22 protein-coding genes and 4 pseudogenes are annotated in these 26,613 nt (G+C 60.6%); 17 read left to right on the top strand and 9 right to left on the bottom strand.

Annotated features, from left to right (window positions below):
- Positions 1-33: 33 nt before the first annotated feature.
- Positions 34-834: pseudogene (locus BLL52_RS21575) on the top strand (crotonase/enoyl-CoA hydratase family protein); the annotation flags it as partial.
- Positions 835-931: 97 nt separating this feature from the next.
- Entirely contained in the window at positions 932-1,528 is a 597-nt protein-coding gene (locus BLL52_RS16475) for a hypothetical protein (protein ID WP_075588013.1), read from the top strand.
- A 120-nt stretch (positions 1,529-1,648) separates the two neighbouring features.
- Here BLL52_RS16475 and BLL52_RS16480 read toward each other — a convergent pair whose 3' ends face one another.
- Entirely contained in the window at positions 1,649-2,551 is a 903-nt protein-coding gene (locus BLL52_RS16480) for a DHH family phosphoesterase (RefSeq protein ID WP_075587756.1), read from the bottom strand.
- 113 nt (positions 2,552-2,664) lie between these two features.
- Between BLL52_RS16480 and BLL52_RS16485 the strand changes: the two genes are divergently transcribed.
- Entirely contained in the window at positions 2,665-2,958 is a 294-nt protein-coding gene (locus tag BLL52_RS16485; protein WP_075587757.1) for a 2Fe-2S iron-sulfur cluster-binding protein, read from the top strand.
- 52 nt (positions 2,959-3,010) lie between these two features.
- Here BLL52_RS16485 and ylqF read toward each other — a convergent pair whose 3' ends face one another.
- The 5 genes from ylqF to BLL52_RS16510 all read right to left on the bottom strand — a co-directional run bounded on the left by ylqF (position 3,011) and on the right by BLL52_RS16510 (position 8,019).
- The gene (gene ylqF, locus BLL52_RS16490) at positions 3,011-3,967 is read right to left on the bottom strand and encodes a ribosome biogenesis GTPase YlqF (protein WP_241839234.1); all 957 of its coding nucleotides are present in this window, start codon (positions 3,965-3,967) and stop codon (positions 3,011-3,013) included.
- A gap of 18 nt (positions 3,968-3,985) precedes the next feature.
- Positions 3,986-4,390, bottom strand: coding sequence for an alternative ribosome rescue aminoacyl-tRNA hydrolase ArfB (gene arfB / locus BLL52_RS16495; protein WP_075587758.1), 405 nt, complete (start codon positions 4,388-4,390; stop codon positions 3,986-3,988).
- 49 nt (positions 4,391-4,439) lie between these two features.
- Positions 4,440-5,918 (bottom strand): prephenate-dependent tRNA uridine(34) hydroxylase TrhP, encoded by a 1,479-nt coding sequence (gene trhP / locus BLL52_RS16500; RefSeq protein WP_083634018.1) that lies wholly within the window; start codon positions 5,916-5,918, stop codon positions 4,440-4,442.
- A 100-nt stretch (positions 5,919-6,018) separates the two neighbouring features.
- Complete coding sequence (aroC, locus tag BLL52_RS16505) at positions 6,019-7,113, bottom strand: chorismate synthase (RefSeq protein WP_075587759.1); 1,095 nt, start codon at positions 7,111-7,113, stop codon at positions 6,019-6,021.
- A gap of 435 nt (positions 7,114-7,548) precedes the next feature.
- Positions 7,549-8,019 carry a CBS domain-containing protein gene (locus BLL52_RS16510; RefSeq protein WP_075587760.1) on the bottom strand — a complete coding sequence of 157 codons (471 nt, stop codon included), beginning with the start codon at positions 8,017-8,019 and terminating at the stop codon, positions 7,549-7,551.
- Between the two features lie 198 nt (positions 8,020-8,217).
- On the opposite strand from BLL52_RS16510, the pseudogene BLL52_RS20060 reads away from it, so the two are divergent.
- Positions 8,218-8,405: pseudogene (locus BLL52_RS20060) on the top strand (bifunctional O-acetylhomoserine aminocarboxypropyltransferase/cysteine synthase); the annotation flags it as partial.
- Between the two features lie 130 nt (positions 8,406-8,535).
- Positions 8,536-8,751, top strand: coding sequence for an IS66 family insertion sequence element accessory protein TnpA (gene tnpA, locus BLL52_RS16515; protein WP_075587761.1), 216 nt, complete (start codon positions 8,536-8,538; stop codon positions 8,749-8,751).
- A 46-nt stretch (positions 8,752-8,797) separates the two neighbouring features.
- On the opposite strand, the pseudogene BLL52_RS16520 reads toward tnpA, so the two are convergent.
- The 3 genes and pseudogenes from BLL52_RS16520 to BLL52_RS16535 form a co-directional block, all read right to left on the bottom strand.
- Positions 8,798-9,417, bottom strand: a pseudogene (locus BLL52_RS16520) (MarC family protein).
- A 77-nt stretch (positions 9,418-9,494) separates the two neighbouring features.
- Positions 9,495-12,902: pseudogene (locus tag BLL52_RS16530) on the bottom strand (S8 family serine peptidase).
- Positions 12,903-13,307: 405 nt separating this feature from the next.
- Positions 13,308-14,546 (bottom strand): YihY family inner membrane protein, encoded by a 1,239-nt coding sequence (locus tag BLL52_RS16535; protein ID WP_075587764.1) that lies wholly within the window; start codon positions 14,544-14,546, stop codon positions 13,308-13,310.
- Positions 14,547-14,567: 21 nt separating this feature from the next.
- Between BLL52_RS16535 and BLL52_RS16540 the strand changes: the two genes are divergently transcribed.
- The 12 genes from BLL52_RS16540 to BLL52_RS16595 all read left to right on the top strand — a co-directional run bounded on the left by BLL52_RS16540 (position 14,568) and on the right by BLL52_RS16595 (position 26,598).
- Positions 14,568-15,011, top strand: a complete 444-nt coding sequence (locus BLL52_RS16540; protein ID WP_075587765.1) for a DUF2069 domain-containing protein — start codon at positions 14,568-14,570, stop codon at positions 15,009-15,011.
- A complete protein-coding gene (locus tag BLL52_RS16545) occupies positions 14,995-16,428 on the top strand; it encodes an FAD-binding oxidoreductase (RefSeq protein ID WP_075587766.1) in 1,434 nt (477 codons plus the stop codon). Before BLL52_RS16540 ends, BLL52_RS16545 begins: the two co-directional genes overlap by 17 nt.
- A gap of 102 nt (positions 16,429-16,530) precedes the next feature.
- Positions 16,531-16,818 carry a type II toxin-antitoxin system CcdA family antitoxin gene (locus BLL52_RS16550; protein WP_075587767.1) on the top strand — a complete coding sequence of 96 codons (288 nt, stop codon included), beginning with the start codon at positions 16,531-16,533 and terminating at the stop codon, positions 16,816-16,818.
- Positions 16,805-17,119, top strand: a complete 315-nt coding sequence (locus tag BLL52_RS16555) for a CcdB family protein (protein WP_075587768.1) — start codon at positions 16,805-16,807, stop codon at positions 17,117-17,119. Before BLL52_RS16550 ends, BLL52_RS16555 begins: the two co-directional genes overlap by 14 nt.
- Positions 17,120-17,124: 5 nt before the next feature.
- A complete protein-coding gene (locus tag BLL52_RS16560; protein WP_075587769.1) occupies positions 17,125-17,949 on the top strand; it encodes a thymidylate synthase in 825 nt (274 codons plus the stop codon).
- A gap of 13 nt (positions 17,950-17,962) precedes the next feature.
- Positions 17,963-19,144, top strand: a complete 1,182-nt coding sequence (locus BLL52_RS16565; protein ID WP_083634019.1) for an MFS transporter — start codon at positions 17,963-17,965, stop codon at positions 19,142-19,144.
- Positions 19,145-19,171: 27 nt separating this feature from the next.
- A complete protein-coding gene (locus BLL52_RS16570; RefSeq protein WP_075587770.1) occupies positions 19,172-20,065 on the top strand; it encodes a DMT family transporter in 894 nt (297 codons plus the stop codon).
- Positions 20,066-20,113: 48 nt separating this feature from the next.
- On the top strand, positions 20,114-20,602 hold the full coding sequence (locus BLL52_RS16575) for a dihydrofolate reductase (RefSeq protein WP_075587771.1): 489 nt from the start codon (positions 20,114-20,116) through the stop codon (positions 20,600-20,602).
- Between the two features lie 46 nt (positions 20,603-20,648).
- Positions 20,649-21,488 carry an exodeoxyribonuclease III gene (locus BLL52_RS16580; protein ID WP_075587772.1) on the top strand — a complete coding sequence of 280 codons (840 nt, stop codon included), beginning with the start codon at positions 20,649-20,651 and terminating at the stop codon, positions 21,486-21,488.
- Positions 21,489-21,565: 77 nt separating this feature from the next.
- A complete protein-coding gene (locus BLL52_RS16585) occupies positions 21,566-22,267 on the top strand; it encodes a TetR/AcrR family transcriptional regulator (protein WP_075587773.1) in 702 nt (233 codons plus the stop codon).
- A gap of 8 nt (positions 22,268-22,275) precedes the next feature.
- On the top strand, positions 22,276-23,418 hold the full coding sequence (locus BLL52_RS16590) for an efflux RND transporter periplasmic adaptor subunit (protein ID WP_075587774.1): 1,143 nt from the start codon (positions 22,276-22,278) through the stop codon (positions 23,416-23,418).
- Complete coding sequence (locus tag BLL52_RS16595; RefSeq protein WP_075587775.1) at positions 23,419-26,598, top strand: efflux RND transporter permease subunit; 3,180 nt, start codon at positions 23,419-23,421, stop codon at positions 26,596-26,598. It begins immediately after the preceding gene.
- Positions 26,599-26,613: the final 15 nt, after the last annotated feature.

Genomic DNA, 26,613 nt, shown 5'->3' on the forward strand with positions numbered 1-26,613 from the left:
AGCAATAAAAAAGATAGCGCGATGCAGTTTGAAACCCTGACCGTCAGCCTGGCCGACCACGTCGCCACCATCTGCCTGAACCGCCCCGACAAAGCCAACGCGATGAACCTGGCCATGTGGCACGAGTTGCGCCGCGCCCTCCAGTGGGTGGACGCCACGCCGCAGGCGCGCGTCGCCATATTGCAGGGCGAAGGCAAAGCCTTCACCGCCGGCATTGACCTGCAGATGATGATGAGCCTGGGCGACACGATTCAAAACGACTGCGAAGCGCGTACCCGCGAAAACCTGCGCCAGGTCATCCTTGACCTGCAAGACACGCTGACGTCTCTTGAGCGCTGCCGCAAACCGGTGCTGGCCGCTATCCACGGTGCCTGCGTGGGGGGTGGCATCGACCTGATCTGCTGCGCTGACATGCGTTATTGCTCGGCTGATGCGTCTTTCAGCATCAAGGAAATCGATATCGGCATGACCGCCGACGTCGGCACCCTGCAGCGCCTGCCCAGGCTCATTGGCGAAGGCATGGCACGCGAGCTGGCCTACACCGCGCGCAAGTTTGGCGCCGATGAAGCCTTGCAGATGCGTCTGGTCAACCGCGTGTTTGACTCACGCGAGGCGCTGTACGCGGGCGTGCGTGAAATTGCTGCAACCATTGCAGCAAAGTCTCCTTTGTCCATAAGGGGTACCAAGGAAATGATCACCTACGCCCGTGACCACTCGGTGGCCGACGGCCTGAACTATGTGGCCACCTGGAACGCCGCCATGCTGCTCAGCAACGACCTGCAGGAAGCCATGATGGCCACTATGGGACGGCGCCAGCCCGAATTCAAGGACTGATTGCCCCGCCCCCACCTACGCCTACTGAATCCCTCAGCGTGTTGGATAGGGTCGCTAATTTATACTCCCAGCCACTTCCATCATGACCCGTCGCACCATGAATCTCCAACTGCTCGCTGTGCCCCTGTTGACTGCCCTGGCTCTGTCATTGACCGCCTGTTCCAAGCCCGGCGAGCCGCCAACGTCTCATGCGGCCGCCGCAACGGCACCAGCCGCAGTGAACACCTCGTCTTATGACACGGTGGCCAATACCGGGCGGGGTTTTACGGTGGGTTCGATGATGAGCGCGCAGCCGGTGTATGTGCTGTTTGAGCCGCAATGCACGCACTGCGCCAGCCTGTGGAAAGCCTCACTGGCACTGCACGGCAAGGTGAAATTCATCTGGATGCCGGTGGCTTTTAACCAGGGCAAGAGTTTGTCGCAGGCTGCGACCCTGCTGTCTGCCGCTGACCCGCTGGCCGCCATGACGGAACATGAGAAACTGCTGCTCTCGGGCAACGGCGGCATCACCGCGATCGGCAGCGTCTCGCCCGAGTTGGCGAAAAGCATCAAAACCAACACCGACCTGATGACCACGCTGGGCATCGATTCGGTGCCGTTTATTCTGGCCAAAAACCGCCGCACCGGCGAGATTGTCAGCAACAACGGCGCTTTGGATACCGCGTCTCTGGCCAAGTTGCTGGGCGTGGACTAATTCCATTTCCAAACCATCCGTTTGGTGCTTGCATCGCCTCCCCGGGCGAAGGCACTGTTTCAGGCTTCGCCCCGGGATATGAATAGTTTGAAACAGGAATAAAGCAGCTCTGGCAGTCTTTCAAGCGGTGAAACTACCGCCCAGCAGCTCTGGCAGGCGCTCGGGCTGCATCTTGAAGCCACACGCCTGGGCGTGGCCGCCGCCGTGCATGCTTTCGGCCAGCGGGATGCAGTTGAAGCCTGAGCGCGAACGCAGCCCGCACTTCACCACACCGGTTTTGTCGACCGCCCACATCAGGGCAAAGGTGCCCGACTTTTCACACAGGATATCGCCCACCAGGCTGTGAAAGGCGCTGGGCACATTCACCATCAGGCCCCGCAAACCGTTGAAGGTGAGCGGCTGCGCTGCCTCGCTCATACCCTGCGCCAACTTGACAAACTTTTCGTCCATGGCGCGACCGCGATTAATGAACGCCTGCAACGCAACGCCCTGCAGTTGGGCAATGGCTTGCCAGCGGGCAAAGTCAAACGGCTCCATGTCGAGTGCAGCCAGAAAGCCAGCGCTCTCGGGGTATTGCCAAACCCAGATGTCGCGGTCTTCCACATACTTGACCAGGTCAGGCGCGGCCACGTCGGGGTGAAAAAATGCCCATGCCAAGTGCGCGCCTGACTTTTTCATATCGAAATGCACCACGCCGCTGCGACATTGAAAACCGGTTAGCTTCTCGGCAGCGCTCAAATGATGGTCCAACACCACCAGTTTGGCAGCCACGGCGTCGATGTCGCGCAGCAGAGGTTCAGCAAACGAAAAATCCAGAATATAGACAGCGCGCCCGGCTACAGGGGGCAGGTCTGCCAGCGTTTTCACATCACCATGGTCCAGCGCCAAAAACTCGGCCTGACCGTCGTAATACAGCCAGGCCGCCAGGGCAGCGGCAAAGCCGTCCGGGCAACTGCGGCCGTGGTAGATCACCAGCGGCTGCGGGTCTTTGATGTCAGGAAACGCGGTTAAATTCAGACTCATTTTTTGTTACTCTTTCACTTTTTCCAACGAACAAAACGCTACTATATAAGTAGCTACTTACCCTTTATTTATAAGGGCTTGAGAACATTTTCAAACAACATACAGCAAAAACCATGGCATTGCACCCGCCACCCCCATTTTTTACTGGCCAAACTCTGCCCGACGGCCAGACTTTTGACGCCTGGGCTGAGCAGCCTGTGCTGCAATCCATGGCGTCCGGTGGCCTGGATTGGTCCAGTTCGTGCCGCAATGGCACCTGCCGCACTTGCATTGGCAAGCTCGAAAGTGGCCAGGTGCGCTACCAGATCGACTGGCCGGGTCTGAGCGCCGGGGAAAAAGCCGAGGGCTATGTGTTGCCGTGTGTGGCCTACCCGTGTTCGGATGTGGTACTGAGCCGCTTCGACTGAGCCACACATCAACCACACACTGGCCACAAATAAGCTCCTCATCCGCCACCCCTTAGCGCCGCGACGCCGGGCGCGGCACCTGCTTGAAGCGGATTTTGCGGTCGAGTTCGATGGCGTCTTTTTTCAGTTGCCGTTCGGCGTCAAGCTTCTGGCCGGTGGCCAGCCACTGCGCGAATTCATCAGGCGTCTCCAGAGTGATGCGGCCCATGACGGCGCTGCGAAAGTCGTAAATCACGATTTCGGCGGCTTTTTGCCAGTTCACCCCCTTGCCACTTTGCAGCGCGCCACGCTGCCGACCAAGGGCCTCCAACAGTTGTTCGTCTGCCATTTGGGCCACACCTTGCAGCTTAAAGCGCGCTTCCAGCAAGGTCGGGTAGTGGGTTTTGAGACAGTCCAGCAGCTCCAGGGCCACTTCCTGTTCGTCAAACGCATTGCGCCCGACTGCGCCGCTGGCGGCCAGGTTGTAGCCGCTTTTGGCGACGATGATGCGCGGCCACAGCAGGCCAGGCGTGTCATACAGGTAAAAGTCGGGCGCAATCGCAATGCGTTGCTCCAGCTTGGTCACACCGGCCTCGTCGCCGGTCTTGGTGGCGCGCTTGCCCGCCAGCGTGTTGATCAAGGTGGATTTACCGACGTTGGGTATGCCGCAAATCAGCACCCGCATGGGCTTGGCCAGGCCGCCGCGATTCGGTGCCAGCGCGTGGCAGGCCCCTAGCAGCGCCTTGGCAGGCGCGCTCATGCTGGCGTCCAGCGCGATGGCGCGGGTGCCCGGCAGCGCGTTGTAATGCGCCAGCCATAAGGCGGTGCGCTCTGGGTCGGCCATGTCTTGCTTGTTCAGCACTTTCAGCGTGGGCTTGCCTTGGGTCAGTGTGGCCAGCATCGGGTTGGCACTCGACCCCGGCAGGCGTGCATCGAGCAGCTCAACCACCACGTCGATGGCTTTGATGCGCTCGGCAATGGCCTTTTGCGTGAGGTGCATGTGGCCTGGAAACCATTGAATCATGGCCATGAGGCCTCCTGTGGCCAGTTAAAAACCATCTGTGCCATGGCGTTGCGCCTTGATTTGGCTCTGGAACCGCTTGTCAGCCAGTCGCCGCTGGCGAGACGCCCGCGTGGGCCGGGTGGCTTTGCGCGCCTTGGGCGGCTGCGCCACGCTATCAACCAACGCTTGCAGGCGGGTTAGCGCGTCAAAGCGGTTGGACTCCTGGGTGCGGTGGTTTTGCGCCTTGAGCACCAGCACGCCGTCTTGCGTGATGCGGCTGTCGCGCAGGGCCAGCAGACGCTCTTTCACGTCATCGGGCAGGCTGCTGGCAGAGATGTCAAAACGCAGGTGAATCGCGCTGGAAACCTTGTTGACGTTTTGCCCACCCGCGCCCTGGGCACGGATGGCGGTGATCTCCACCTCGGTCAACGGAATCTGCAACGCTCTCATAAAAATAGCTGCTTGCGCTTATTAGATAAGGGCTAGAGGCCTAAAACGCTTATAAACCCGAGGACTCAGTAGGCAGCGACTGCACCTCGCCCGCACCTTGGTACTGCTGCTGATGCTCGCCGCGCACCTCGCCCTGTCCCTCGCCCTCGCCCTCGCCCTCGCCGACAGGCTGCTGGCTCTGCTGCGGCGCTCTGGTCTCGGGCGCATTCACATAGCGCGCCACAAACGCACCCACCGCAGTCTCAGGCAGCGCCAGCCAGACGGTGTGGCCGCTGCCGGGAGCTACGCTGATGGCTTTCGCGTCGACGTTTTCCATGGCGGTCAGCAGCACGTCACTGTTGCCTGCGGGGTGGATGATTTCCAGCCAGTCGCCCACCGCAAAGCGGTTACGCACGTTCACTTTCATCAGGCCGCGCGCGGGGTCAAATTCGAGTGCATCGCCCACATACAGGCTGCGGCCGGACTCGGAGTAGCCGCGCAGGTAGTTTTGCGTGTCTTGCGGCGTGTGACGTTGAAAGAAGCCGCTGGTGTAACCGCGGTTGGCCAGGCCTTCAAGCTGGCCGAGCAAGGCGGGGTCAAGCTCGCGCCCGGCCACCGCGTCGTCGATGGCGCGGCGGTAAGTTTGCACGGTGCGCGCCACGTAATACGGGCTTTTGGTGCGGCCTTCGATTTTGAGCGAATCCACGCCAATATCGACCAGCCGCTTGACGTGTTCGATGGCGCGCAAGTCTTTGCTGTTCATCACATAGGTGCCGTGCTCGTCTTCCTCGATGGGCATGTAGCTGCCTTCGCGCTGGCTTTCTTCGATCATGTAGACCTGATCGGCGTCCGGTGAACGCGCGATGGCACCCTGCTCGCGCTCGTCTGCGGCCTGCTCGGTGAGCACGTCGCCCGAGGCATCGACCACGCCTTTTTGCGTCTTGTAGTCCCAGCGGCAGGAGTTGGTGCAGCTGCCCTGATTCGCGTCGCGGTGGTTGAAATAGCCCGACAGCAGGCAGCGCCCGGAATAGGCAATACACAGCGCACCATGCACAAAAACTTCCAGTTCCATATCCGGGCAGGCCTGGCGAATTTCTTCCACTTGGTCAAGCGACAACTCCCGTGAGAGGATGATGCGTTTCAAACCGACCTTTTGCCAGAATTTCACCGCTGCAGAATTGACCGTGTTGGACTGCACCGAGAGATGAATCTCCATCTCGGGCCATTTCTCGCGCACCATCATGATCAGGCCGGGGTCGGACATGATCATCGCGTCAGGCTTCAGGGCAATCACCGGCGCCATGTTGTCGATGTAGTGGCGGATTTTGTTGCCGTGCGGAAAGATGTTGCTTACCAGAAAAAACTTGGCTCCCTTGGCGTGGACGGTGTCAATGCCACGTTTGAGCACCTCAATGTCGCCAAAGTCGTTGTTGCGCACCCGCAAGCTGTAGCGCGGCTGGCCGGCATAAATGGCGGTGGCACCAAAGGCCAGCGCTGTTTCCAGCATGGAAATCGAGCCGGCCGGGGCCAGCAGTTCAGGTGTTTTCATGTTGGTTCATTCAAAGGGCAGGCACATCAGTGTACTAGAATGATATTATTTCAATAGCTACTAGCGCACTATCTATAAGGGCTAGAGCACGTTTTTATCACTAAAGGTGGGCAGCGATTGGGGCCAGCACACGCGGCACATCACCACACTGGGCGCGGTGGCGCAGCGCGTGTTCCATCACCACCAGCGCCAGCATGGCTTCAAGGATAGGCGTGGCGCGAATGCCCACACAGGGGTCGTGGCGGCCTTTGGTGACCACTTCGGTGCTGTGCCCGGCCCTGTCGATCGACTCGCGCGGGGTCAGGATCGAGCTGGTGGGCTTGATCGCCACCGACACTTCCAGGTCTTGCCCGCTGGTGATGCCGCCCAGCGTGCCACCGGCGTTGTTGCCTTTGAACCCGGCCGGCGAGAGTGAATCACCATGGGTGCTGCCGCGCTGCGCCACGCTGGCAAACCCGGCGCCAATTTCCACACCTTTGACCGCGTTGATACCCATCATGGCGTAAGCAATGTCGGCGTCCATCTTGTCAAACAGCGGCTCGCCCAAGCCCACTGGCACGTTGGATGCGCTGACCCGCAGGCGGGCACCGCAAGAGTCGCCACTTTTGCGCAGCGCAGCCATGTAGTCTTCCAACGCTGACACATCGGCCACCGGCGCGAAAAAAGGGTTGCTGGGCACGTGCTCCCATGACTCAAACGCAATCGGCAACTCACCGACTTGCGTCATACAGCCGCGAAAAATGGTGCCGTATTTCTCGAACAACCACTTCTTGGCCACCGCACCCGCCGCCACCATGGGCGCGGTCAGGCGCGCGCTGCTGCGGCCACCGCCACGCGGGTCGCGGATGCCGTATTTCTGGAAATAGGCGTAATCGGCATGGCCGGGGCGGAAGCTTTGCACGATGTTGCTGTAGTCCTTGCTACGCTGGTCGGTGTTTTTGATCAGCAGACAGATCGGTGTGCCGGTGGTTTTGCCCTCAAACACGCCGGACAAAATCTCTACCGCGTCGGGCTCGTTGCGTTGGGTGACAAAGGGGTTGGTGCCGGGACGGCGGCGGTTCAGGTCGGGCTGGATGTCGGCCTCGCTCAAAGCCAGCCCAGGCGGGCAGCCGTCAATCACGCAGCCAATGGCCGGGCCGTGGGATTCACCAAAGTTGGTGACCGCAAAAAGATGTCCGAAAGTGTTACCGCTCATGGGGCGGGATTATCCCTTAGGTCCTGGCGGCAAGCGCTGCCGGTCTACCGCGTCGGTGAGAGTCAAAGTGATGTGCCATTTCAATAGGAGAGATGTTGGGTCCGTGGTGATTTGACGGTGTTTGGCTCCAACAGCCGGGCGAGTCAAAAGCTGCTTGTGTTGGATATGGCGCGAATAAATGTGAATGGCTGACAGCAGACATTCTGACCCAGACAGCGCTAGGCACGGTGATTGGGTGGTGCGACCGGGCTTCGGGGTGAAAGGCGTGCGCTAATAGTCGCTAGCGTACTGGGCTCTGCGTTTCGCGCGTGTTTTCACCCGGAAACCGCATGTGCATGACCCGGTCGCCGTGCCGGGTTTGACATGAAGCGCTGAGCCAGGGTTGACGTGATATCTTGATGTCTTCAGGATGTCACATCAGTTTGAATCGCACCCCTACAGCGTCGGCGCGGCAGCAGGGTCTTCGCCAGCGCCTTCGGGCCAGTCGTGGATGTAGGCCTTGAGCATCTTGTTCTCGAAGTTCTGGCTGTCCACCACCGCGCGTGCCACATCGTGAAAACTGATCACGCCCATCAGCATGCGTTTGTCCATCACCGGCATGTAGCGGGCATGGCGGTCAAGCATCATGCGCCGCACTTCGTCCATGTCGGTCTGGGTGGTGCAGGTCAGCGGCGAGTCGTCCATGGCGGTGCGCACAATGGTGGTGCCGATAGTGCCGCCGCTCTTGACCAGAAACTGGGTAATTTCGCGCACCGTGAGAATGCCCACCAGGTCGCCATGCTCCATGACCAACAGGGAGCCAATGTCCCGGTCGGCCATCAACGCCAAGGCCTTGATCAGCGGTTCGCTGGGCGTCACCGTGTAGAGAGTGCTGCCTTTGATGCGCAGAATGTCGCTGACTTTCATGCTTATCCTGATCTGATGAGGTTGAGGTTGGGGGAAGGCTTGCTGGGCTCATCTTAATGGCAAACACCAACCCGTCAAACACAAGCTGTCAAACCGCACGGCGCTTGATGGCCAGACCTGAAGTGCCAACAGAGCATGCAGAAGGACGCTTTTGACCTAACCCGGTCAACCAGATCGACCCACGACAAGGACCCATCCCTGCCCGGCTACGCCGACCCCGGTTTTGACACCCTCGCCCTGCACGCTGGTGCCGCGCCAGACCCTGCCACCGGCCGTGTGCGGTGCTGGAGCAGCGCATCAGCGCGCTCGAAGGCGGCATTGGCGCCATCAGCACCGCCAGCGGCCAGGCCGCGCTGCACCTGAGCATTGCGACATTGATGGGCGCAGTGAAGGGAGTTGAGATATTCAAAGGAGGAAAGGCGCGATAAACCGTAAGCGATCCATAAACCCCAACCTTGTAAATCACTGCCAACTTCGGCAAGCTTGCGCCATCTCAACTCAGATGGAAAAACGGACATGCAAGCACGATCAACCTCATTTGCGCAACACGTTGCTGCGGCCTGGCGCGAAGGAGTCACCATGGCCGCATATGCCAAAACGCATGGCCTAGCAGCTTCAACCCTGTACCGCTGGCAACAAAAGCTGCGCCAGACCAAAGCCACTGCAATTGACGCAATTGCCCTGACCCCCTCACCCGCCAAACCCGAAGCCCTCGAACCCACAGAGAGATAAAAGGGGCCAGGCTCGGATTAATTCGCAAATGCCCCCGCCGCACGGGCTACCTGCCCAGCACAGGAAACAGTTTCATCAGTCCGTCGGACATCACCTCCGCCGCCAGCGCAGCCAGAATCAGGCCCATCAGCCGGGTCAGCACGTTGATGCCAGTTTTGCCCAGCCGATGCGCTATCGGCTCGACCAACGAAAAGCACACGGCTGTGGCGAGCGCCACCACCACGCCGTAGCCCACCAGGGTGGAGAGTTGCAGCACCGTCTTGGCCTTTTCGGCGTAAATCACCACCGTGGACATGGCCGCCGGGCCGGTGAGTAGCGGGATGGTCAGCGGCACCACGGCAATGCTGGCGCGGGCGGCGGCGTCGTGCGCTTCCCCCTGGGTGGTTTTGGACTCTGCCGGGCGCGCGTTGAGCATGTCCAACGCAGAGGTCAGCAGCAGCATGCCGCCACCCACCTAAAAGCTCGCCAGCGAAATGCCGAAGAACTTCAGAATATGCAAACCCATCAGCGCGCTGACGGCAATCACCACAAAAGTGCTGGAGGACAAGATCAGGATGGTGCGGCGCCGCTGGTCGGGGTGAAGTCCACCGTGTAGTGGATGAAAAATGGCACGATGGCCAGCGGGTTGACGATGGCCAGCAAGGTGACGAGGGGTTTGAAATCCATGGCGGCATGTTAGCCGTGTGGAAGAAAGAAAAAGGCCCTTTCTTTTTGGCGAACAGCCAGGCCCCTTTCTTCAATCTTTAGAACGCCAGATGTGCCCAAACGTTGGCTGTTGTGGCAAGCCAGTGCGAGCCGATTTGGCGGTTCAGGTCGAATCCGATACGGGCGCGTTGGCTAAGATCACCAGACAGCGCCAGACCCAGGTTCAGGCGATTTCGACCGATAGCGCCGCTCTCGATGCTGTAAGCCCTCTCCAAAATATTAGCGTCAAGCGTCGTCATGGTGTCGGCAAACGCATGGGTCAAACCGGCAAGCATTGAGCCGCGCCAGTCGATGCCCTTGGCCTGAAAAGGCACGCTGACACGGGTAGACAACGTCGCCGACATCGACTCTTGGTTTTGTGCCTTAACGCTGATTTCGCCAAATGCATCGCTGGTGCTGTCCTTGAACCCGAAGCTGTGCAGCGCCAGATAGTTCAGCCCGAATGAGGTTTCGTAGCGGACGGAGTCGCGCTCGCCACGCGCCCAGCCGGTCAAGGCGCAGACGTTCAGGTTGGTCGTGTCGATCGACGCTTCCTATGGGCTGCCCAGCATGGCGACGGTGCGTTTGGCCTCAATGCGACCTGCACCGCCGCCGACTGCGCCTTGCACAAAGAAGCCGCTGTCAAACGCGCGGCTGGCATAGGCCGTGAGTTGCAGGCTTTGTGTTGGGCCATTGCCGATGTTGTGATCGACCTGCGGATGGCTACTGGCATAAGCGATCGAGACACCAGCCAGGGTTTGCGCATCAAGGTGCTTTTGCACGCCGCCCATGAGGACGCCCAGGGCGTCAGTCATGCCATAAGCTGAACTGTCCCCGGCCCAGCGAGAAGATCGACCCAGGGCCAGCGTCCAGAGGCGTTCTGTGGCATTGCCAGCAAGATCGCTCGCGGCTGGCCCTGCCAACTGCGGGCCTTCGCCGCGGCGTTGGCTACCTACCGCGGCAATAGTCTGCTCGGTCAGAAACTGGGTGTTCTCAAAGTGCATGCCGATCAACTGCGCATAGCCCACGCCGCCGAGTTGGTCCATGCTGATGGGCAGGCTGCTCTGGCTTTGCGGCGCCAGGCTATCAAAGAGTCGTTTGGTGGTGGCCTTGCTTTCGCGGATGCCGGGTGCCGGGCGAATCTCTTCCAGAATGGCACCAAGTTGCTGCCGGTTGACGCTGTTGGGTACGCCTGCCGCGCCGATGTCGGCGAACGAGGCCGGGCTGGCGTAGAGAGTCAAGGCGGTTTTGCCATAGACCAGATCCATGCGGGTTCCTGGCAACAAACCGGCGCTGGGTTGCGTGAAGGTGCTGAATTCGCCCAGCACGCCGCCAGGGGCGCTCACAAACTCGAAGCCTCGGCCCACCGCTGGTTGGTAGGTGTTGCTGGCGGCACCGCTGATGCCGCGCAGCAGCGGGTTCAAGCTGCCGCCAGCGGTGTAGCTGCTGCTGGCACCGGTCAGCAGCAGGCGGTCGTGATTGCCCGCACCAATGCCTGTCCCCACGCCATCAATTTCCACCACGAAACTGCTGCTGGGCAGGTTAACTACCGGACCAACCGCCGTCAGGGTCCCTGGTGAATTCCCAGGCGAGAGGGTGCCGGCAATGGTGAGATCGCCATTGACACGACCGTTCCCGCGCAGCGTCAGCGTGGCCGGAATGCGCAAATCGGCATTCCAGGTGCCATTGAGTGTGAGGTCACTGCCCAGGGTGAAGGGGCCTCCGATGAAGGAAAGCGTGCCAGCGCCACTGATTTCGCCGCCGGTGTAGCGCAGCGTGTTGTTGCCGGTATCCAGCACGCCGTTGCCGGGGCCGATTTCCAGGGGGCGGTTGAAGATTCCCGCTTCAGCCACAACGAAATTGTTCAGCAGATTTAGCCGCCCGTCGTCCAGGCTTACCTTGCTGCCTGCCGCGCCAAGGTAGTCGTCGCGTTGCGCATGGACCTGGCTGCCACCCCTGACGGCGATGCCGCCTTGCTGACTGTTGACGCGATCAAGGGTGTAGCTGCCGGCACCGGTGACAGCAAATTGGCCGCTGCCGCTGATGTTGCTGCTTTGCGTTTTGTTGTAACCATTCAAATGGAGTGTGCCGCCGACCGCGCCGATCAGCAGATCACGGTTGAGCGCAAAGTCGGCGCCGAACTTGAGCGTGCCGCCGTTAAATTGAAGTGCGATACCGGAACTGCCAAGATTGGCTTGGCTGTTAGCCACCAGGTCGCCACCGTCAAGGTGGGTGTCGCCGCTGTAGGTGTTGCTTGCGCTCAGAATGAGGGTGCCCGCACCCAGCTTCAGTAGGCCCGCCGTGCCGGAAATATTGTTGCTGAAGGTCGAGGCGTAGCCAGAGCTGACATTGGCCGCGAAGTCTTCCTCAAAGATGGCGGGGCCGTTGATCGCCTTGCCAATGTTCAAGAGGCCGCGCCCCCATTCGTCATCCGGATTCGCCGCGCGGCTGGCGGTGGTGAGGATGGTGGTGGCGAGATTCTTGTTCGTCATCCACGGAAACTGCTCGGCCACCAAGGCAACCGCGCCAGACACGATTGGTGCAGCAACAGAGGTGCCGGCTTGGTAGTCGTAGCCGCTATGGGTTGCGCCATCCACACCAAGAATGCCTTGCTTAGCAGGCGGCTGACTTTCGATACCAGTACCGCCTGGCGCAACGATGCAATAGGCCTTGGTGATACCGCACCGGTTGGAGTAACCAGCCAATTGCGTACCGTCAATCGTGCTGGCACCTACGACGATAAAGCCACCTTTGGCAGCAATTTCAGCGTCAAAGGACGGCAACACCGCCGGGGTCGCAGGGGTGAGTGCCCCATTGTTACCCGTGGTAAAAACAATCACGCTGCCCCGATCCAATACGGTCTTGATCGCTGAAATAAGCTGCGGGCCGTCATGCACAAGTGTTTGGTAATCCAGCGCCGGATTGCCAATGTGCTCGACCGTATCCCAACTGTTGTTGATGACTCTGACCGATTGGCCGCTGACGTAATTCAGCGCTGCAGCCATGCGATCAAAATAGCCGGGGGCAACATCCATGGTGCCGATCACGATGCCCGCGTTGTAGGCGACACCCTGCAGGTTGTCGGCACGTGCAGCGCCATCCAGGCGGCCGGCTGCAACGCTGGAGGTAAAGCTGCCGTGATTTCCGTAAACGGGGTTGTCGTGCAGAAAACTCGAAAAATCGCTGGTTCCGGACCGGCCAGATACAGAGTCAAAACCCGCCACGATGGCATTGGCAAATTCAAGGTGATTCGGGTTGATGCCGCTATCGACCAGCCCCAGCCTGACACCAGCTCCGCTGAGTCCGGCGTTGTAAGCAGGAAGAATATTGACCGTGGCCAATGCGGGCTGGTTGGAGTATTCCAGCCCGGGAACGAACTGCGCGAACACCAACAATGGCACAGATGAAAACGCTGCGCCAACCAGTAGAAACGCAATAAATCGTGACTGGAGACTCATCAAAGCCATTGTGAACCAGTTCTTCCCACACCGAGAGAATGGGAGAGGGCCGCCCCTAACGTCCTCGATTTTTTGTTGTCAGGCTTGGCATGTTGCAGGTTGACGCCTAGATTGGGGTGAAGACGTAATGCGCCCCCAACCTGAACCTTGTATCACTATTGTCGTGTTTGGAGGTTGACGCTTTGGGGCTGAAGGCGTGGGTAAAAACGCTACTTTTGTGAGCGTTTCCTGTACGGCACATTGAAATTCCGAATGAGCAGTCTATGGGCCGGCGTTGGGTTCTTCGTTGATCAAACACGATCAGCGGTACTTTCCTGCATGCGGCGATGGAAGAAGAATGATGTGGCATGCCTTTTCTGCAGCGCTATATACGGTGCAAATTAAACCGCTGCCAAAATCTCTGGCAAATACTTTCTATAGCGCACTACGCATATTCAATGCGGGCCAGCGGCCGTTTTCCCATAAATTTTGCGTGGATGCCTCCTGCTGCAGCAACAAGGCATTGAACAGTGGCGCCAACAGCGTGGCATCCGGGTCGGCCAGCAACACCAGGCGCGCGCTGGCACCTGGGCGCTCCTCACTCAGCTGGCCTATCCAGTCCAGTTCCTGCAGGGTTTCCACCACCGGCTCCAGTTGCAACTGGTCCACCTGCAGCAAGGTGCTGAGCTGCTCCAGGCTCAGGCCACGCTCAGGTGACTGGTGCACACGCTCCAGCTGTTGCAGCATCTCCAGCGCCAGCAAAAACTGCCAACCGTGGGCGCGGGCGCGGCGCTGCACGCCGGTCATTAAACTGGGCAAATAGGCGGCAATCACCGCGCCCAGCAGCACAATCACCCAGGCCACATAGATCCAGATGAGCAGGATCGGCACGGTGGCAAAGGCGCCATACAGCACCGAATAGGTCGGCACTTTGCCCAAATACAGCACCAGCAGGCTCTTGGCCAACCCAAACCCGGCCGCCACAAAAATGCCCCCCGCCCAGGCGTGCCCCCAACGCACATGGGTGTTGGGCACATAGTGGTACAGCGCCGCCATGCCCCAGGCCAGCAGCAAAAATTGCAGCGTGTCCAGCAGCAGTTGCAGGCCGCCAGGCACCACGCCGACAACGCCTGTGGAGGCCGACAGCGCATAGGACGTTGCGCTCAGGCTCAGGCCCAGCAACAGCGGCCCCAGCGTCATCAACGCCCAGTAGACCAGCACCCGCTGCCCCAGTGGCCGGGCTTTGCGCACCCGCCAAATGCCGTTCAAGGTGCGGTCAATTGTCAGAATCAAGGCCAGCGCCGTCAAAACCAGCGCCCCCAGACCCACGCCGCCGAGTCGGCTGGCTTTGCCGGCAAACTGCGTCAGATAGCCCAGCACCTGGCGCGCAATGCTGTCGGGAATCAAACTCTGAATCAGCCACTGCTGCAGTACCTGCTGAAACTTGGCAAACATCGGAAACGCGGTAAACACGGCCAGCGCGACGGTAACCAGGGGCACCAGCGCAATGGTGGTGGTAAAGGTCAAACTGCTGGCGGTCAGACCCAGCCGGTCTTCGCGAAAGCGCTCGCGCAGGGTCAGCGCGGTGTTTTTCCAGGGAAAGCCGCTCAGTTGCTGCAAAAGGGCTTCCGGCAGCGTGGTTTGGTCAGGGCGGTCGTGTGGCAAATCGGTCATGACCGCTATGATGCCATCCCGATGAATGCACCCAACCCACCCCTTCAAAACCAACCGTCCACTTCTGTGGCCCTGACACGCTATGTGGCGGTGGGCAGCTTGCTGGGCCTGATCGCGCTAGGCCTGGCCTGGGAACTGGTGCTGGCCCCGATACGCCCGGGCGGCTCGCTGCTGGCGCTTAAAGTGCTGCCGCTGTGCTTGCCGCTGATCGGCCTGCTGAAAAACCGCATGTACACCTACCGGTGGGTGACTTTGCTGGTCTGGCTGTATTTCACCGAAGGTGTGGTGCGCGCCTACAGCGATCGTCCACCGAGCAACTACCTGGCGATGATCGAGATTGTGCTGTGTCTGCTGCTATTTGCCGCCAGCGCCATGCACATCCGTTGGCGTTTTCGTGATTCCCGCGCGGCAGCGGCGGCTGCTGCAGTGGTCACGCCCGTTTCCGAGCATGCAAACCCTTCTTGATACGCTGGCTGGCATCGTCGGCCCTGCCCATGTACTGAGCCAGGGCGACCTGACCGCCTGGGAACAAGACTGGCGCCAACGCGGCCATGGCAAGGCATTTGCGGTAGTTCGCCCGGCCAGCACCCTGGAGGTGGCTGGCGTAGTCAAAGCCTGTGCCGCCTTCTGCGCCGCGCACCCCGAAAGTGGCCTGAGCATCGTGCCGCAGGGCGGCAATACTGGTCTGGTAGTGGGCTCCACGCCCGATGACAGCGGGCGGCAAATTGTTTTGAGCCTGCAACGCATGGGCGCCGTGCGCCAGATCGACGCGGCCAACCTGACGGTGACGGTAGAGGCCGGCTGTGTGCTGCAAACGCTGCAGCAAAGCGTTTTGGACGCGGGTTATCTTTTCCCCCTGAGCCTGGCAGCAGAAGGCTCCTGCACCATCGGCGGCAATCTGGGCAGCAACGCCGGCGGCACTCAGGTGCTGCGCTTTGGCAACGCCCGCGAGCTCTGTCTGGGCCTGGAAGTGGTCACCGCGCAGGGCGAGGTTTGGCATGGCCTGAGCGGCCTGCGCAAAGACAACACCGGCTACGACCTGCGCGACCTGTTCATTGGCGCGGAAGGCACACTGGGCGTAATCACTGCGGCCACCCTGAAGCTGTACCCCTTGCCCGCTGCGCAGCTAACCGCGTGGGCGGCGGTGCCCTCGATGCAGGCGGCGGTTGACCTGCTGGGGCTGGCCCACCGCCATCTGGGCGCCGGGCTCACTGGTTTTGAGGTGATGGGCCAATTCGCCCTGAGCCTGGTCGGCAGCCATTTCAAGCAGCTACGCGTGCCACTGTTTCAGGACTGGCCGTTTTGCGTGTTGCTGGAAAACTCTGACCACGAATCTGAAGCGCATGCCCGCACCCAGTTCGAAGGCTTGCTCGAAGCTGCGATAGAACAGGGCTGCGTGTCTGATGCGGTGATTGCCGAAAGCCTGGCCCAAGCCCAGACGCTGTGGCAGGTGCGTGAGAGCATTCCGCTGGCGCAAGCCGCAGAAGGCCTGAACATCAAGCACGATATTTCCCTGCCGGTGTCGGCCATCCCGGCGTTTGTAGAGGCCACCGATGCATTGCTGGCGCGAGCTGTTCCCGGCGTGCGGCTGGTGAATTTTGGCCACTTAGGTGACGGTAACCTGCACTACAACGTGCAAGCGCCGTTGGGCCTGGACGCAGCAGCATTTTTGCGTGACTTTGAGCCCGAGGTGAACCGCCTGGTGTTTGACTCGGTGGTGGCTTTTAGCGGCTCTATTTCTGCCGAACATGGCGTAGGCAGTCTAAAGGTGGATCACCTCACCCATTACAAATCGCCGGTTGCCTTGGCGATGATGCGCAGCATCAAGCAGGCACTGGACCCGCACAACCTGATGAACCCGGGGCGGGTGGTCAAGGTTTGACCGGCATCATCTACAAAAAGTCCGCTGATGAACAGCCATTTGTTCTGGCCAACTACGGCGCTGATGCGCATAAAATTTGCGCATTATTGATGGAGGATTTCCATGCTGAACTTTGACAACGCCCCCAGAAAAGCCACCAATCTGTCGCTCAACGTCAAAATGCTGCAAGCCGCCCGCGAGATGGGCATGAACCTGTCGCAAACGGTGGACACCTTGTTGGCTGAAGAAGTCAAAAAACGCTACTGGGCCAAATGGAACGAAGACAACAAAGAGGCTGTAGCAGCGTACAACGAGCGGGTGGCTACCTACGGCTTGCCGCTGGCCAAATATCGAACATGGGGAAAGTCGCTCGGCGATGGGCGCACCAGGGACGACGATGGCACGATTTGATGTTTACCCCAACCCAGACCCGCAAGATGCTGAGCTTGTGCCCTATTTTCTTGATGTCCAAAACGATCACATCCAGGGCTTCAAAACACGTGTACTCGTGCCCTTGTGGCACGCAGGTGCCCTGCCGTCAAAGCTCAATGATTTGAATCCTGAATTTGAAGTCGAAGGAAAGTCAGTGATCCTGGATACCCCTGCGCTGGGTGCTGTTGCGATCAGTTCCCTCATATCCCCTGTTGCCAGCTTGAGAGCCCAACAGTTTGTGATTCAAAACGCCCTCGACACACTCTTTGGGGGCTACTGAAATTGATGTCTGGCTCAAATCAATACGAAGATTTCCTGCGCCATGTGAACAGCCACGGCGTGTTCAAGGCAGACCGCACCGGCACCGGCACCAAAAGCGTGTTTGGTTACCAGATGCGCTTTGACTTGAGCCAGGGGTTTCCGCTGGTCACCAGCAAAAAGGTGTTTTTGCGCGCCATCATCGTGGAGCTGCTGTGGTTCCTGCGTGGCGACAGCAATGTCAAATGGCTGCAAGAGCGCGGCTGCACCATCTGGGACGAATGGGCCCGCCCGGACGGCGACTTAGGGCCGGTCTATGGCGTGCAGTGGCGCAGCTGGCCCACGCCGGGCGGCGGCCACATCGACCAGATTCAGCAGGCCATCGACACCCTCAAAGCGAACCCGGATTCGCGCCGCATCATCGTCAGCGCCTGGAATGTGGCCGAGTTGGACAAGATGGCGCTGATGCCGTGTCACGCGTTTTTCCAGTTTTACGTGGCACCGCCGAGCAGCCCCGGCGCGCGCGGCAAACTCAGCTGCCAGCTCTACCAGCGCAGCGCAGATATTTTTTTGGGCGTGCCGTTCAACATTGCCAGCTACGCGCTGCTGACGCATATGGTGGCGCAGCAGTGTGATCTGGATGTGGGCGATTTCATCTGGACCGGCGGTGACTGCCATATCTACAGCAACCACCAAGAACAGGTTGACCTACAGCTCACACGTGTGCCTTTTCCATACCCAGCCCTTGTGATTAAAGGCAAGCCTGCTAGCATTTTTGATTATCAGTTTGAAGACTTCGAGGTGCAGGGCTACCAGTGTCACCCGGCGATCAAGGCGCCGGTGGCTGTGTGACCACTGATTCACGGTGCGTCTGATCAACAAGGTGGCGCTGGTGCACCTGGCCCTGCTGAGCATTATTTACTTGGCCTTTGTCAGTCTGGGCCTGCCCGACGGTGCGCTGGGCGTCGCCTGGCCCGCCATGCGGCTGGATCTGAACCAGCCGCTGGCCGCTGTGGGCCTGCTGACCATCACGCTCACTTTGTGCTCCGCACTGAGCGCGTGGGTGAGCCCTGCTGTGTTGAAAAAACTCGGTACCGGGCCGGTGGTGATGATCAGCGGTTTTTTGACCGGCTTGGCGCTGCTCGGATTTTCCATGGCGCCCTCGCTGGGCTGGCTGCTGGCGCTGGCGGTGCCGTTAGGTTTGGGCGCGGGCGCGGTGGATGCGGGTTTGAACCATTTTGTGTCGGCGCACTATTCATCTCGGCACATGAACTGGCTGCATGGCTGCTGGGGCATTGGTGCCACGCTGGGGCCACTGATCATGGGCGCGGCTTTGGCCACACAAGGCTGGCAGCAGGGTTACCAGACGATTGCCTGGTTGCAGCTGTCCCTGTTGCTGGTGCTGCTGCTATCGCTCTCATTATGGAAGCGCGAAAGCGCCAAACCATCGCCCGAACTGCAGATCAAAGCAATGGCTGCCCGCCTCAAGCCAGTCTTTACCACGGCCACCTGGTTAGCGCCGCTGGCCTTCTTGTTGTATCTGGCGGCTGAAGCGGGCACCGGATTGTGGGCAGCGAGTATTTTGGTCAACAGCCGCGGCACCCCGGCTGCCACGGCCGCGCTGTGGGTGGCTTTTTTCTTTGGTGCGATCACTGCCGGGCGATTTGGGGCGGGCTTGGTGGCCGGCCGACTCGGCAACCGGCGGCTGATCCGCCTTGGCATCTTGGTCGCTATGGTGGGTGCGGTGGTGTTTGCCGTCCCCGCCCTGCCTGAACCCCTGTCGCTGGCTGGCCTGATGCTGATGGGGCTGGGTTGCGCGCCGATTTATCCGTCCATGATGCATGAGACAGCGCGGCGGTTTCCGCCTGAACTGAGCGCCAAAGTCATTGGTCGGCAAGTCGCCCTGTCTTATGTGGGTGTCGCCGGGGTGCCCGCCGCCTGCGGTCTGCTGGCGGCTTATGCTGGGCTGGCGCTGGTGATGCCAGCGCTGGTGCTGGTCTTGCTGGGCCTGCTGCTGGTCACCGAGCAGCTCAACCGGCTAACCTGAACGCGGCCAACCGCGACAATGGCGCCTATGCCCGCCCACATCACCCGCCGTCAACTCTGGAGCCTGGTGGCCCTGACGCTGATGTGGGGCATCAACTGGCCGATGATGAAGTACAGCCTGCGCGAGCTCTCGCCGCTGTACTTTCGCGCGCTGACCATGACCGGCGGCGCGATCTGGCTCTATACCTATTACCGCGCCCGGGGCTTGCGCATGATGCCGCAAGGCGCTGAATGGCGCTCGGTGGTTTGGCTGGGCCTGCCCAACATGCTGGGCTGGCACACTTTTGCGATTCTGGGGGTGAAGGAGCTGGCCAGCGGGCGCGCCGCCATTTTGGGCTTCACCATGCCCATCTGGACGGTGCTGCTGAGCGTGCTGGTGCTGGGCGAGCGACTCACGCGCCGGGTCGGTTTTGCGGCAGTGGCCGTGGCGCTGGCCATTGGGCTGCTCACTTTTAATGAGCTGACCACGCTGAGCGGACGCCCGCTGGGCATTGTCTGGATGGAGCTGGCCGCCCTGTCCTGGGCCACCGGCACACTCTTGATGCGCCACGCCCGGCTGACGCTACCGATTGAAACACTCACCGTGTGGATGATGATTCTGGCCAGCGCCTGCCTGTGGGTCATTGCCTACCTGAACGAGCCCTGGCCGACCTGGCAGTTCTCAGGGCTGATGTGGGGCAGCCTGGCCTACGGCATGCTCATCAACTATGGCTTTGCGCAGACCATCTGGTCTGGCCTGGCGCGGCATTTGCCACCCGCTACCAGCGCCATGAGCATCATGGCCGTGCCGCTGGTGGGCACGCTTAGCGCCACCCTGATTGTGGGCGAGCGCCCCACCTGGCAAGATTTTGCCGCCATGCTGTGTGTGATGGCTGCCATTGCCGCCGTACTCTTGCCGCCGCGCAAAACCCAAGCCCCATGACCCCGGACAATCGCCCCTGACGCCACCCTGGCCTACCGCTTGCCTCACATGCCCCTCAAACTCATCTTCGCCCGCGCCCGCAATGGCGTCATTGGCCACAACAACACCCTGCCCTGGCACCTGCCAGAAGATCTGGCCCACTTCAAACGCACCACGCTGGGCTGCCCGGTGATCATGGGGCGCAAAACCTGGGACTCGTTGCCGCCCAAATTTCGCCCGCTGCCGGGTAGGCTTAATGTGGTGGTCACGCGCCAAGCCAGTTGGCAAGCTGAGGGCGCGGTGACAGCGCACTCGTTGGAGCAGGCCTATGCGCTGTGCCCAGCGCAGAGCACGGCCTGGGTGATCGGCGGCGCTGAGGTCTATGCCCAAGCGCTGCCGCTGGCTGCTGAGGCAGTGGTGACCGAGATCGACGCGGATTTTACGGGCGACGCGATGGCGCCAACGTTTGGCCCCGCGTGGCGTGAGGTGGCACGTGAAGCGCATACTTCCAGCACCGGGCTGGGCTACAGCCTGGTCACCCATTCGCAACAAATTTAATAGCTACTCACGCTTATTCCACAAGGGCTAGAGCCCTATTTTTCATATGAAACTTGCCACCTGGAACGTCAACTCACTGACCGTGCGTTTGGCGCATGTGCTGGACTGGCTTGCCGCCAACCCGGTGGATGTGCTGGCGCTGCAAGAGCTCAAGCTGACCGACGACAAGTTTCCCCACGCCGCTTTTGCCCAAGCTGGTTACAGCTGCCAGTGTTTCGGCCAGAAAACCTACAACGGCGTGGCGCTGATCTCGCGCACGCCTGCTTGGGCGGTAGTGAAAAACATTCCGGGCTTTGACGACGACATGGCGCGGGTCATCAGCGCCACCTTTACGCTGAGCACGGCACCCGCTGAATACTCTGCTAATGAGAGCAGCTTACGCAACTTGAATAAGGGCTTGCGGGTAATCTGCGCCTATTTCCCCAACGGCCAGGAGCCCGGCAGCGACAAGTTTGAGTACAAGCTGGCCTGGTTGGACGGCCTGCGCGCCTGGCTGCGCACCGAGCTGCAGACCTACCCCAATCTGGTGCTGATGGGCGACTACAACATCACCTTTGACGACGCCGACGTGTGGGACCCCGAGGGCATGCGCGACCAGATCCACTGCACCGACGAGGAGCGCTACCACCTGCAAGCGCTGATCACCCTGGGCCTGGTTGACGCGCACCGGCTATTTGCCCAGCCACCCAAAAGCTATTCGTGGTGGGACTACCGCGACATGGCGTTCAGGCGCAACCGGGGCATGCGCATTGACCACATTTTGGTCAGCAATGCGCTTAAAACCCTGGTCACCGCCTGCCATATCGACAAAACCCCGCGCAAAAACGAGCGCCCCAGCGACCACGCGCCGGTGGTGGTGGACCTGCAAGACCCGCCCAGGGCTTGAAACCGCGCGACAAAAACCCTTTCTTGGCTGCGACTGCGACCCAAAAGTTACATTACTAACCGATTAGTCATTAGCCCATGTCTGTGCCGCTCGCCGAAGACCCCCCCTTGATAGATGCACACACCCGACGCGCCCGTCGCAAAGACGCGCGCCCAAGTGAGCTGCTGTCTGCTGCGCTGGATCTGTTTGTGGAAAAAGGTTATGCAGCCACCCGGGTTGAAGAGGTGGCCAGCCTGGCAGGTGTCTCCAAAGGCACGCTGTTTCTGTACTTTCCCAGCAAGGAAGAGCTGTTCAAAGCCGTGGTACGCGAACATATCTCGGGGCACTTTGCCAGCTGGAGCGAAGAAATTGAGCATTTCGAGGGCAGCTCGCAAGACATGCTGCGCGACTGCCTGAAAAGCTGGTGGGAGAACATTGGTGCCACCAAAGCCTCGGGCATTCCCAAGCTGATGATGAGTGAGGCGCGCAACTTTCCCGAGCTCGGGGCGTTTTACCAGCAAGAGGTGATCCAGCCAGGCAGCGCGCTGATTGCACGCATCCTGCAACGCGGTATCACACGCGGCGAGTTCCGCCCGATGGACCTCAAATACGGCGTCTACATGGTGATGGCGCCGCTGCTGTTTCTGGCCATGTGGACGCATTCGCTGGATGCCTGCTGCGGCCCGCAGGCCCGCATCGAGCCTGACAAATACCTGGCCGCGCAACTCGACATGTTGCTGTACGGCTTTGGCGCAGGCCACCCCCCACAGGCGCCTGCAAACCTTTCAAATTCGGAGTAACCAACGGCATGAAACCCTGGATCAAATGGACCGCCACCGGGCTGGTCATCGCCATTTTGGCGGGTGGCACCCTGCGCACCCTGTCGGCGCGCAAAGACAAGCAGGCCGCGCTGGACGCCCAGCAACTGGCGCAGACCACCCAGATTTCCATCAGTCTGGTGCCAGGTGACCTGATAACGGCGAGCCAGCGCCAGCTGCCGTTGAACGTGGCCATCTCCGGCACGGTAGCGGCAGTCAACACCGCCATGATCAAGGCGCGGGTGGCGGGCGAGCTGCAAGGGCTGAAGGTTCGCGAAGGTGACCCGGTGCGTGCTGGCCAGGTGCTCGGCCAGATCGACGCCACCGAGCCGGATGCCCGGCTGCGCCAGGCGCGCCAGCAGGCTCAGGCGGCCAAGGCCCAGGTTGATATTGCCCAGCGCACGCAGGACAACAACCAGGCGCTGGTCGCCCAAGGCTTTATCTCCGGCACCGCATTGAGCGCGTCGCAGGCCAGTTTGGCAGCAGCCCAAGCCAACTACGCCGCCGCCCAATCTGGCGCCGATGTGTCAGCCAAAAGTGTCAGCGACACGGTGCTGCGCTCGCCCATTGACGGCTTCGTGTCGCAGCGCCTGGCTCAACCGGGAGAACGCCTGGGCGTTGATTCCCGCATTCTGGAGGTAGTCGACCTGAGCCGCCTGGAGATGCAGGCCGAGCTCAGTGTGGCTGATGCACAGCAGGTGCAGGTCGGGCAAACCGCGCAACTCCAGGTGCAAGGGCTGGAAGAGCCAATTGCCGCCAAGGTGGTTCGCATCAACCCCAGCGCCTCGGTGGGGAGCCGGGCGGTGGTGGTTTACTTGGCGATTGTCCCGGGCAGCAGTTTGCGCCATGGTTTGTTTGCGCAGGGGCTGCTGTCCACAGGTACGCTGAGCACAGTGGCCGTTCCCTTGAGTGCGGTGCGCACCGACAAGCCTCAACCTTATGTGCAGGTGGTGCGTGACGGCAAGGTACAACACCTGACGGTGACGCTGGGCGCACGCAGCGAGGTTGACGGCCAGACCCTGGTGAGCCTGAGCGGCCTGCCCGAAGGGGCCAGTGTGCTGGCCGGCACCGTGGGTATGCTGCGCGAGGGCACCTCAGTGAAGGTTCCGCCAGCGGCTCAGGAGGCAAGCTGAATGTGGTTTACCCGTGTCAGCCTGAACAACCCGGTTTTTGCCACCATGATGATGCTCGCCCTGGTGGTGCTGGGCCTGTTTTCCATTCAACGCCTGCAGGTGGAGCAGTTTCCCAACATCGACTTCCCGGTGGTGGTGATCAGCACCGACTACCCCGGCGCCTCGCCAGAAATTGTTGAGAGTGAAGTCACCAAGAAGATCGAGGAAGGCGTCAACGGCATCGCTGGTATCAATGCGCTGACCTCGCGCTCCTCTGAAGGAAACTCGCTGGTGATCATCGAGTTTGGCCTGCACGTGGATGGCCGCCAAGGTGCCGAAGACGTGCGCGAAAAAGTGGCCTCCCTTCGCCCGATGCTGCGCACCGAGGTGAAAGAGCCACGGGTGTTGCGCTTTGATCCGGCCAGCCGGCCCGTCTGGTCGGTGGCAGTGCTGCCCGATGACAGCACAGCCACCCAGGCCATGAACTCGGTGGAGCTCACCAACTGGGCAGAGCAGGTGTTCAAAAAGCGCCTGGAAAACGTGCGTGGCGTCGGCTCGGTCACTTTGGTGGGTGGCAGCAAGCGCGAGATCAACATCTACCTGAACCCGCAAGCACTGGAGGCCTTTGGCATCACCCCTGACCAAGTGGTGAGCGCGGTGCGCAACGAAAACCAGGATTACCCGGCTGGCAGCATCCGTTCGCTGGATCAGGACCGCGTCATCCAGATCGCTGCCCGGGTGCAGCGGCCTGAAGACTTCGGGCGCATCATCATCACCCGCAAAAACGGTGCGCCGGTGCGAATAGATCAAGTCGCCAGCGTGACCGACGGCGCGCAGGAGGTAGAAAGCCTGGCGCTTTACAACGGCCAGCGCACCCTGCTGTTGAACGTGCAAAAGTCGCAGGACGAAAACACCATTGCCGTGGTAGACGGTCTGAAGAAAACGCTGCAAGCCGTGCAAGCGCAGCTGCCACCGGGCGTGAAGCTGGCCCAGATCAACGACAACTCGCGGCAAATCCGCGTCTCGGTGGCCAATGTGCAGCAAACGCTGATTGAAGGCGCGGGCTTGACCGTGTTGATCGTGTTTTTGTTCCTGAACTCCTGGCGCTCCACCATCATCACCGGGCTGACGCTGCCGATTGCGCTGATTGGCACGTTTTTCTTCATGAACCTGCTGGGCTTCACCATCAACATGATCACCATGATGGCGCTGAGCCTGTGTGTTGGCCTGTTGATTGACGACGCCATCGTGGTGCGCGAAAACATCGTGCGACATGTGCAGATGGGCAAGGGGGCGTTTCAGGCGGCGATGCAGGGCACCCAGGAGATCGGTCTGGCCGTGTTTGCCACCACGCTGTCCATCGTGGCGGTGTTTTTGCCGATTGGTTTCATGGGCGGCATCATCGGCAAGTTTTTCCATGAGTTTGGCCTGACCATTGTGGCGGCGGTGCTGATTTCGATGTTTGTCAGCTTCACGCTGGACCCGATGCTATCGAGCATCTGGCACGACCCGAGCATTGAGCCCCACGGCAAGCGCCATCGGCCGGTGTCTTTTTACGACCGCACCATTGGCCGCGTCACCGGGTTGTTCGACCAGGGCACCGATGCGCTGGTGGATGTGTACCAGTCTATTTTGCGGGGGGCGCTCAAGCACAAGCTGGCCACCCTTGGGCTGGCGGTGGTGGTATTTGGCACCAGCATTGCCATGGTGCCGCTGCTGGGCACCGAATTCGTGCCCAAGTCAGATTTCTCTGAAACCAGCATCACCTTCAACACGCCAGTTGGATCGTCGCTGGAAGTTACCGAAGAGCGGGCGCGCCAGGTGGAGGCCATCCTCCAATCGTTTCCGGAGGTGGATTACACCCTGGCCACAATCAACACCGGCAACGCCGCTGGCAAGATTTACGCCAGTGTTTACATCAGATTGGTCGACCGCAAGCTGCGCGACCGTTCGCTGGAAGACCTGTCGACCCTCATGCGCCAGCGGCTGCGTCAAGTACCGGGCATCGCCGTGACCCATGTGGGCCTGCTCGATCCCATCGGCGGCCAAAAGCAGATTGCCTTCTCGATCCAAGGGGCCGATATTGCCGAGTTGGCACGCCTGACCGACATGGCCCTGGAAAAAATCCGCAACCTACCTGGCCTGGTGGACCTGGACTCGTCACTCAAACCCGATAAACCAACGCTGGATGTACAGGTTCACCGCGACGCGGCCTCTGACCTGGGTCTGAGCGTGGCGCAAATCGGCTCCGCCTTGCGCACTCTGGTAGCAGGGCAAACCGTGGGCAACTGGCGCGCGCCAGACGATCAGACCTATGACGTGAATGTGCGCCTGTCACCGCAGGCACGCAACCAGCCCGCAGACCTGAACAACCTGCCCTTCACTCTGGGCACCCATGCTGACGGCAGCTCGCGGGTGGTGCGCCTGAGCCAGGTGGCCAGCGTAGTGCCGTCTACCGGCTCCAACCAGATCAACCGGCGCGACCTGACCCGCGAGGTGGCTATCTCCGGCAACGTCTCGGGGCGCGCTGCGGGCCAAGTTTCTGCCGACATCAAGACCGCCATGGACAGCATTGCCATGGCGCCTGGCTACAGCTACAAGTTCAGCGGCTCGACCAAAGACATGGGGGAAGCGTTTGCCTACGCGGTGTCGGCGCTGGTGCTGGCGATTGTGTTCATCTACATGATTCTGGCCAGCCAGTTCAAGAGCTTCTTTCAGCCACTGGCGCTGATGAGCGCCCTGCCGCTGACCCTGATTGGTGTGGTGCTAGCACTGCTGCTGTTCAACTCCACGCTGTCGATGTTCTCAGTGATTGGGGTGGTGATGCTGATGGGGCTAGTCACCAAAAACGCGATTTTGCTGGTGGACTTTGCCATTCGAGCCCGCGAATCGGTGCTCGACGACGACGGCAACCCGCAGCCCGGTTTGTCGCGCCAAGAGGCCCTGCTGATGGCTGCTCGGGTGCGGCTGCGCCCGATTTTGATGACCACCCTGGCGATGATTTTCGGCATGCTGCCGCTGGCTTTTGCCATGACCGAGGGCTCCGAAATGCGCGCCCCCATGGGCCAGGCAGTGATTGGCGGAGTCATCACCTCATCACTGTTAACCCTAGTGGTGGTACCGGTGATGTACTGCTACATGGATGATCTTTCCCAATGGCTGAAAAAGACATTGGGGCCCAAACCCGTGCCGGCCAGTTAAAATGCCGCAGCCCAC

Source organism: Rhodoferax antarcticus ANT.BR (assembly GCF_001938565.1).
In the GTDB taxonomy this organism is placed as follows: Bacteria; Pseudomonadota; Gammaproteobacteria; order Burkholderiales; family Burkholderiaceae_C; genus Rhodoferax; species Rhodoferax antarcticus.

What these genes read in the sequence shown, in the direction of transcription:
- BLL52_RS16590 (WP_075587774.1), top strand. Translation starts at nt 22,276, where the DNA reads ATGAAACCCTGGATCAAATGGACCGCCACCGGGCTGGTCATCGCCATT.
- ylqF (WP_241839234.1), bottom strand. Translation starts at nt 3,967, where the DNA reads ATGGCCATGATTCAATGGTTTCCAGGCCACATGCACCTCACGCAAAAG.
- BLL52_RS16540 (WP_075587765.1), top strand. Translation starts at nt 14,568, where the DNA reads ATGAATGCACCCAACCCACCCCTTCAAAACCAACCGTCCACTTCTGTG.
- BLL52_RS16535 (WP_075587764.1), bottom strand. Translation starts at nt 14,546, where the DNA reads ATGACCGATTTGCCACACGACCGCCCTGACCAAACCACGCTGCCGGAA.
- BLL52_RS16555 (WP_075587768.1), top strand. Translation starts at nt 16,805, where the DNA reads ATGGCACGATTTGATGTTTACCCCAACCCAGACCCGCAAGATGCTGAG.
- aroC (WP_075587759.1), bottom strand. Translation starts at nt 7,113, where the DNA reads ATGAGCGGTAACACTTTCGGACATCTTTTTGCGGTCACCAACTTTGGT.
- arfB (WP_075587758.1), bottom strand. Translation starts at nt 4,390, where the DNA reads ATGAGAGCGTTGCAGATTCCGTTGACCGAGGTGGAGATCACCGCCATC.
- BLL52_RS16485 (WP_075587757.1), top strand. Translation starts at nt 2,665, where the DNA reads ATGGCATTGCACCCGCCACCCCCATTTTTTACTGGCCAAACTCTGCCC.
- BLL52_RS16545 (WP_075587766.1), top strand. Translation starts at nt 14,995, where the DNA reads ATGCAAACCCTTCTTGATACGCTGGCTGGCATCGTCGGCCCTGCCCAT.
- trhP (WP_083634018.1), bottom strand. Translation starts at nt 5,918, where the DNA reads ATGAAAACACCTGAACTGCTGGCCCCGGCCGGCTCGATTTCCATGCTG.
- BLL52_RS16570 (WP_075587770.1), top strand. Translation starts at nt 19,172, where the DNA reads ATGCCCGCCCACATCACCCGCCGTCAACTCTGGAGCCTGGTGGCCCTG.
- BLL52_RS16510 (WP_075587760.1), bottom strand. Translation starts at nt 8,019, where the DNA reads ATGAAAGTCAGCGACATTCTGCGCATCAAAGGCAGCACTCTCTACACG.
- BLL52_RS16550 (WP_075587767.1), top strand. Translation starts at nt 16,531, where the DNA reads ATGCTGAACTTTGACAACGCCCCCAGAAAAGCCACCAATCTGTCGCTC.
- BLL52_RS16575 (WP_075587771.1), top strand. Translation starts at nt 20,114, where the DNA reads ATGCCCCTCAAACTCATCTTCGCCCGCGCCCGCAATGGCGTCATTGGC.
- BLL52_RS16595 (WP_075587775.1), top strand. Translation starts at nt 23,419, where the DNA reads ATGTGGTTTACCCGTGTCAGCCTGAACAACCCGGTTTTTGCCACCATG.
- BLL52_RS16475 (WP_075588013.1), top strand. Translation starts at nt 932, where the DNA reads ATGAATCTCCAACTGCTCGCTGTGCCCCTGTTGACTGCCCTGGCTCTG.
- BLL52_RS16480 (WP_075587756.1), bottom strand. Translation starts at nt 2,551, where the DNA reads ATGAGTCTGAATTTAACCGCGTTTCCTGACATCAAAGACCCGCAGCCG.
- BLL52_RS16580 (WP_075587772.1), top strand. Translation starts at nt 20,649, where the DNA reads ATGAAACTTGCCACCTGGAACGTCAACTCACTGACCGTGCGTTTGGCG.
- BLL52_RS16560 (WP_075587769.1), top strand. Translation starts at nt 17,125, where the DNA reads ATGTCTGGCTCAAATCAATACGAAGATTTCCTGCGCCATGTGAACAGC.
- BLL52_RS16585 (WP_075587773.1), top strand. Translation starts at nt 21,566, where the DNA reads ATGTCTGTGCCGCTCGCCGAAGACCCCCCCTTGATAGATGCACACACC.
- tnpA (WP_075587761.1), top strand. Translation starts at nt 8,536, where the DNA reads ATGCAAGCACGATCAACCTCATTTGCGCAACACGTTGCTGCGGCCTGG.